General features: G+C 25.9%; 8 protein-coding genes. 2 read left to right on the top strand and 6 right to left on the bottom strand.

Going from position 1 to position 6,029, the window contains the following annotated elements:
* The first annotated feature begins 47 nt into the window (after positions 1–47).
* Positions 48–617 carry a hypothetical protein gene (locus GBZ86_RS11485; protein ID WP_327445058.1) on the top strand — a complete coding sequence of 190 codons (570 nt, stop codon included), beginning with the start codon at positions 48–50 and terminating at the stop codon, positions 615–617.
* A 55-nt stretch (positions 618–672) separates the two neighbouring features.
* On the opposite strand, the gene GBZ86_RS11480 is transcribed toward GBZ86_RS11485, so the two are convergent.
* On the bottom strand, positions 673–942 hold the full coding sequence (locus GBZ86_RS11480) for an acylphosphatase (RefSeq protein ID WP_152890799.1): 270 nt from the start codon (positions 940–942) through the stop codon (positions 673–675).
* A 145-nt stretch (positions 943–1,087) separates the two neighbouring features.
* On the opposite strand from GBZ86_RS11480, the gene ndk reads away from it, so the two are divergent.
* Positions 1,088–1,498 carry a nucleoside-diphosphate kinase gene (ndk, locus tag GBZ86_RS11475; RefSeq protein ID WP_152890797.1) on the top strand — a complete coding sequence of 137 codons (411 nt, stop codon included), beginning with the start codon at positions 1,088–1,090 and terminating at the stop codon, positions 1,496–1,498.
* An 82-nt stretch (positions 1,499–1,580) separates the two neighbouring features.
* Here the strand turns inward: ndk and GBZ86_RS11470 are convergent, their stop codons facing one another.
* The 5 genes from GBZ86_RS11470 to GBZ86_RS11450 are packed head-to-tail and all read right to left on the bottom strand — an operon-like array spanning position 1,581 to position 5,903.
* The gene (locus GBZ86_RS11470; RefSeq protein WP_170272226.1) at positions 1,581–2,642 is read right to left on the bottom strand and encodes an ABC transporter substrate-binding protein; all 1,062 of its coding nucleotides are present in this window, start codon (positions 2,640–2,642) and stop codon (positions 1,581–1,583) included.
* A 1-nt stretch (position 2,643) separates the two neighbouring features.
* Entirely contained in the window at positions 2,644–3,444 is an 801-nt protein-coding gene (locus tag GBZ86_RS11465; RefSeq protein WP_152890793.1) for an ABC transporter permease, read from the bottom strand.
* A complete protein-coding gene (locus GBZ86_RS11460) occupies positions 3,438–4,286 on the bottom strand; it encodes an ABC transporter permease (RefSeq protein ID WP_152890791.1) in 849 nt (282 codons plus the stop codon). Before GBZ86_RS11460 ends, GBZ86_RS11465 begins: the two co-directional genes overlap by 7 nt.
* The gene (gene potA / locus GBZ86_RS11455; RefSeq protein ID WP_152890789.1) at positions 4,276–5,337 is read right to left on the bottom strand and encodes a spermidine/putrescine ABC transporter ATP-binding protein; all 1,062 of its coding nucleotides are present in this window, start codon (positions 5,335–5,337) and stop codon (positions 4,276–4,278) included. Before potA ends, GBZ86_RS11460 begins: the two co-directional genes overlap by 11 nt.
* A gap of 26 nt (positions 5,338–5,363) precedes the next feature.
* Positions 5,364–5,903 (bottom strand): helix-turn-helix domain-containing protein, encoded by a 540-nt coding sequence (locus GBZ86_RS11450; protein WP_327445054.1) that lies wholly within the window; start codon positions 5,901–5,903, stop codon positions 5,364–5,366.
* Between the last annotated feature and the right edge of the window lie 126 nt (positions 5,904–6,029).

Here is a 6,029-nt window from a genome sequence, read left to right as displayed (position 1 = left end):
GATATATGCTAGTATATTAAATATAGAAAATTTAGGAAGTGATATCAGTGGATAAAAATTTAACTGTAAATGATGTTTTAAACGATAGAGAAGTAGGAAGTATGATTCCTTTATTAGTAAATATAAATGAAATAGATGTGCCTATAATATTTATAAAGGATTTTAAAGAAAGTATAGAAGTAATAAAGGATGATGTATTAGTATCTATAAAAAGTTCAACAATAGGGGATAAAAAATGTGATATGTTTTTACTTATGATAAAATTTGGGGATGGGTATAATAATATATATGATATATGGTTTAATTATGCATTTCAATGGCATATGGATTTTCTTAATAGATTATTAGACTGTGATAGAATATTATTAGATTTTAGAGATGAAAATAATGATAGAATTAAAACTATACAAATTAATAATACTATTTCAGAATATATAGAAGAATATATTGAAGTATGTGAAAAAGATGTATTAATTAAAGGACAGCGAGAAAATAATATAATATCTATTGAAAAAAGAAAAAATTATGAAAAATGGATTGATGAAGATGTGTATAACCTTATGGATAAAGTATATGATGATTTCAGTACAATTGAAGAATTATGGGAGAATTTTTAATAAATAATAATATTTAAACCTGAATTTCTAAATTAATTAGAAACTCAGGTTTTCTTTAATACATAGAAAAACGCTTTTCTTTTTCTTGTAAAGGGATATTATCTTCAATAATATCAATAACTTTACAAAAATTATTTCCTTTTAATAGAGAAGATTTAAATTTAACTATATTATTAGAGATACCTTGAACTTCTATAAGAACATCTCCATCATTTAAATTTTTAGCATAACCTGTTAAGGATAAGGTAGATGCAATGTATTGACAAAAGAATCTGAAGCCTACTCCTTGAACTTTACCTTTTATAAGCAATTTTTTTCTAATCATAGTTGAAACCTCCTTAATTTGTATATTTTAATTATAGCAATGAATAAAAGGCAAAACAAAGGCATAAAATAACACAAATATTTAATTAAAATACTTAATATGGTATAAATGTTATGGTTAATCAATTTAAAGAGGAGATTGTTATATGGCTGTTGAAAAAAGTCTTGTAATCATTAAGCCTGATGCTGTTGAAAGAAATTTAGTAGGAAAAATATTAGAAGTATATGAAAATGAAGGATTAAAAATATCAAAGATGAAGATGGAAAAAGTTGAGAAAAAAATTGCTGAAAAACATTATGAAGAACATAAGAATAAAGTTTTTTATGAGGAATTAATAAAATATATCACAAGAAGTCCACTGGTAGTATTAGTTTTAGAAGGAAAGGATGCTATAAATAAAGTTAGAGCTTTAAATGGAAATACTAATCCTGAAAATGCTCAATTTGGAACTATAAGGAAAAGATTTGCATTAAGTAAAACAGAAAATTCAGTTCATTCTTCAGATTGTGTAGAAAGTGCTAATAGAGAAATAGTTTTATGGTTTCCCAGTTTATAGTTTTAGTTATAATAATATATTAATAAATAAGTTATAAATAATAAAATAAAGACTTTAAGAGTATCCTCTTAAAGTCTTTATTTTAATGAACCATTAATTCTAACCAAGCTTTATTATATTTTTTTAAAGTAGAACTATCTAAATCTGTAAAAACTTCAAAATTCTTAAGAGAATTAAGGTCAGGATATGCTACTTTATTATTTTTAATATTATCATCTAATAATTCTAAAGCTCCAGTATTAGGAGTAGAATAACCTATATATTCAACATTTTGAGCTGCATTTTCTGGATTAAGTAAAAAATTTATAAATTTTTCAGCATTTTCTTTGTTTTTTGATCCTTTTGGTATTACTAAACCATCAAACCATTCATTAGATCCTTCTTTAGGAAGAGCAAAATCTAAATCAGGATTTCGATCCATCATTGTAACAGCATCGCCAGACCAAACTACTGCTAAAGCAGCTTCATTAGCTACCATAGCATCTTTAACCTCATCAACCATGTAAGCCCTAACTAATCCATCTTCTTTTTGTTTAATTAATTCATTTTTAGCAGCATTGATTTCAGATTGTTTATTAGTATTTAATGAATAACCTAATTTTTTTAAAGCTACCATCATAGAATCTCTAACACTATTTACCATAATAACATTATCCTTGTATTTTTTGTTCCAAAGGACATTCCAACTATCAACAGGATCACTAACCATTTTTTTATTATATAATATTCCTACAGTTCCCCACATATATGGAACATAGTATTCTCCATTAGGATCAAAAGGTAAGTGTTTGAACCTTTCACCTATATATGTATAGTTAGGTATATTATTAAAATTTATTTTTTCTAACATATTTTCAGATATCATTTTTTCAATCATATAGTCTGATGGAATTACCAAATCATAGGATACATTTCCACTTTTAAGTTTTTGATACATTATTTCATTAGTATCATAAACATCTTCATGAACATTAATACCAGTTTCCGCTTCAAATTTATTTATTAAATCAGGGTCTAGGTAATCACCCCAATTGTAGAGATATAAGTCACCGTTAACTCCAGATTCTTCTTTTCCACAACCTATAAATAAGGAAGAGAGTATAATAAAAATACAAATTAGAGAAATTAGTCTTTTAAATTTCAAATTAATCATCCTCCTCTACTAAAGATTGTTTTTTATTAACCAATAATAAAAGTAATAAAATAACAATAAACATTATAGTTGATAAGGCATTAATTTCGGGTTTAATACCTCTTCTAGCCATAGAATATATTTCTATAGATAAATTTGATATACCAGGTCCTGTAGTAAAGAAGCTGATAACAAAGTCATCTATAGACATTGTAAACGCCATTAAAAAACCAGCCATTATACCAGGTTTTATTTGAGGTAAAACCACTTTTTTTATAGCATAGCTAGGAGTAGCACCTAAATCTAGTGCTGCATCTGTAAGGTTTGGTGGTAATTGTCTAAGTTTAGGCAATACCGATAATATTACATATGGGATACTAAAAATTATATGTGCTAAAAGCATAGTTATAAATCCAGGTTGTAAATTAGTAAAACTGCTTGCGAATGAAAAAAGACACATAAGTCCTATTCCAGTTACTATATCAGGATTTAATACTGGTAAATAGTTTATATTTAATAATAAATTTTTCTGAGCACCACCTAATTTATTTATGCCTATAGCACTTATTGTACCTATAGTAGTAGCAATTATAGAAGAAATAATTGCTATTGTTATTGTATAATAAAGAGCTTGTAATATTCTTTCATTTTTTAATAACTCAAAATACCATTTAAAAGTAAAGCCTTGCCAAACTGCCATTGATTTTGAATTATTAAAGGAAAATATTATTAACACTATAATAGGTGTATATAAGAACAAGAATGCTAAAGTTATATAAAATTTAGAACAAAAATTTAATAATTTCTTTACCATAATTGACCACCACCTTTTTTGTTAGCTTTACTATTAGTATCATATTTAGACATTAAAGCCATTGAAATTAAAATTATTAGCATCATAAGCATAGAGATTGCGGAACCCATATTCCAATCTCCCATAGTTGTAAATTGTTGTTCAATAAGATTACCAACTAACATATATTGACCACCACCTAAAAGTCTTGAAATAACAAAGGTAGATACTGCTGGCATAAACACCATAGTTATTCCAGTCATTATTCCAGGTACACTAAGTGGTAAAATAACTTTTTTAAATGCTTCAAACTTGGTTGCTCCTAGGTCGTAGGCTGCATTTATAAGATTTTTATCTATTTTAATTAATACGGTATATATAGGTATTACCATAAAAGGTAAGAAGTTATATACCATAGCAAATAAAACAGCAACATCATTATATAATAAGTTAAAAGGGCCTATCCCTAGTGTTGTTAAAATTTTATTAACAATACCATTTTTACTCAATATAGCCATCCAAGCATAAGTTCTAAGTAAAAAATTCATCCACATTGGTAATATAAAAAGAAGTATAAGTAAATTTCTTTTCTTAATATTCATTTTTGAAATTATGTAAGATATAGGGTAACCTATAATTAAACAAAGTAAAGTTGATAATATAGCCAAATATAATGAGCGTGCAAAAACTTTTAAATATAATGGATCCATAAGTTCTTTATAATTTTCTATTGTAAATACAAAAGTGCCATTTTCTTTAGTTGTAAAACTAAAAAATAATATTAATAAAAGTGGGATAACAATAAATATTGTACTCCAAATAAAATATGGATAAGCAAGTAGTGAAGATTTTTTATTTTTCATTTAAAAAAACACTCTCTTTTTTCATTATATGTATACTTTCAGGTTCTAAATTTAATCCTATTTCGCTTCCCACTTTTGCACTTTTAGTGTTATGTATTATCCAAGTTACATTATTTATTCCTAAAATCTCCATTTCGTAATGGACACCTTTAAATACAGATGAAACAACAGTTCCTGTAATCATACCTTCTTCTACATTTACTATTTCAAAATCTTCAGGCCTTATTACTATTTGAATTTCTTCATTTTTTTCAAAGCCTTTATCTACACATTCAAAAATATGATTAGAAAACTTAACTTTAAAATCTTCTAGCATAATGCCATTAACTATATTACTTTCTCCTATAAATTTAGCAACAAAAGCATTTTTAGGTTCATTATAAATATCTTCTGGAGATCCCATTTGTTGAATTCTTCCTTTATTCATAACTACAATAGTATCAGACATTGTTAAAGCTTCTTCCTGATCATGAGTTACAAATATAAAAGTTATACCTAATTTCTTTTGAATTTTTTTTAATTCTAATTGCATTTCTTTTCTAAGTTTAAGGTCTAATGCACCTAATGGTTCATCTAATAATAAAACCTTAGGTTCATTAGCTAAAGCTCTAGCAATAGCAACTCTTTGTTGCTGACCACCACTTAAAGAATTTATATTTCTTTTTTCATATCCCTCTAATGAAACTAATTTTAGCATTTCTTTTACCTTTTGTTCAATAACATCATTAGGTGTTTTTTTTAGTTTTAGCCCAAATGCTATATTTTCATATACATTCATATGAGGAAATAAAGCATATTTTTGAAAAACAGTATTTAGCTCTCTTTTATAGGGTGGTAAAGTATTAATAATTTGATTTCTAAAAATTACATCACCACAATCAGCAGTTTCAAAACCAGCTATTATTTTTAATGTTGTAGTTTTTCCGCATCCACTTGGCCCTAAAAGTGTTAAGAATTCATTTTTCTTAATATTAAGTGAAAGTTTATCTAAAATAACTTCCCCATCAAAGGATTTTTGTATTTCTTTTAATTCAATAATGTTATCATTCATAATTAACACCTCTTTCATATAGCTTATTAAAATGATGGTGGGGTGCTTATCCAAATAACTTTTGCAGCCACCTTACCTGGATTAAATATGTAGTGATTTGCTTTGGGTTTAAAATAAAAACTTTCTCCTTTTTTTACTTTAATTTTTTTATCTCCTAAATGTAAATAAATTAATCCTGATAAAACAAAGCCAAATTCTTCGCCTTCGTGAGGTTCTTCTTCTATATATTGTCCTTCAGGTTCTAAAGTTATCATAATAGGTTCCATTTGATTTTTTTGAGCATTTGGAACAAGCCACATTAATTTATATTTTAACTCTTCATTTTCAGTTTCGAACATATCATCTTGAGTAAAAGCAATTTTTTCATTTCTATCATCGCTGAAAAATTCATTAAGGTTAGTTCCAAGAATATCTAAAATATCAATTAGAGTAGCAATTGATGGTGAAGTTAAATCATTTTCTAATTGAGAAATAAAACCTTTAGAAAGCTCACATCTATTAGCAAGTTCTTCTTGAGTAAGTTGTTTTTCTATTCTTAATCGTTTAATTTTATCACCTATTTGCACATTTAACACCTTCTATCTAAAAAATTATAACCACTACTAAACATTAAGTTTAAAATTACTAAACAAACAAAAATATTATATATATTTTTGGATAAAAAATCAATATTTAAAGTAAAAAAATATATT

The sequence above is a fragment of the Clostridium tarantellae genome, assembly GCF_009295725.1.
GTDB lineage: Bacteria > Bacillota > Clostridia > Clostridiales > Clostridiaceae > Sarcina > Sarcina tarantellae.
Note: the sequence above shows the minus strand (reverse complement) of the source record. Positions and strands in the feature narration are given on the sequence as shown.

Coding starts and splice junctions, on each gene's coding strand:
- GBZ86_RS11465 (WP_152890793.1), bottom strand. CDS start 3,444: ATGGTAAAGAAATTATTAAATTTTTGTTCTAAATTTTATATAACTTTA.
- potA (WP_152890789.1), bottom strand. CDS start 5,337: ATGAATGATAACATTATTGAATTAAAAGAAATACAAAAATCCTTTGAT.
- GBZ86_RS11480 (WP_152890799.1), bottom strand. CDS start 942: ATGATTAGAAAAAAATTGCTTATAAAAGGTAAAGTTCAAGGAGTAGGC.
- ndk (WP_152890797.1), top strand. CDS start 1,088: ATGGCTGTTGAAAAAAGTCTTGTAATCATTAAGCCTGATGCTGTTGAA.
- GBZ86_RS11460 (WP_152890791.1), bottom strand. CDS start 4,286: ATGAAAAATAAAAAATCTTCACTACTTGCTTATCCATATTTTATTTGG.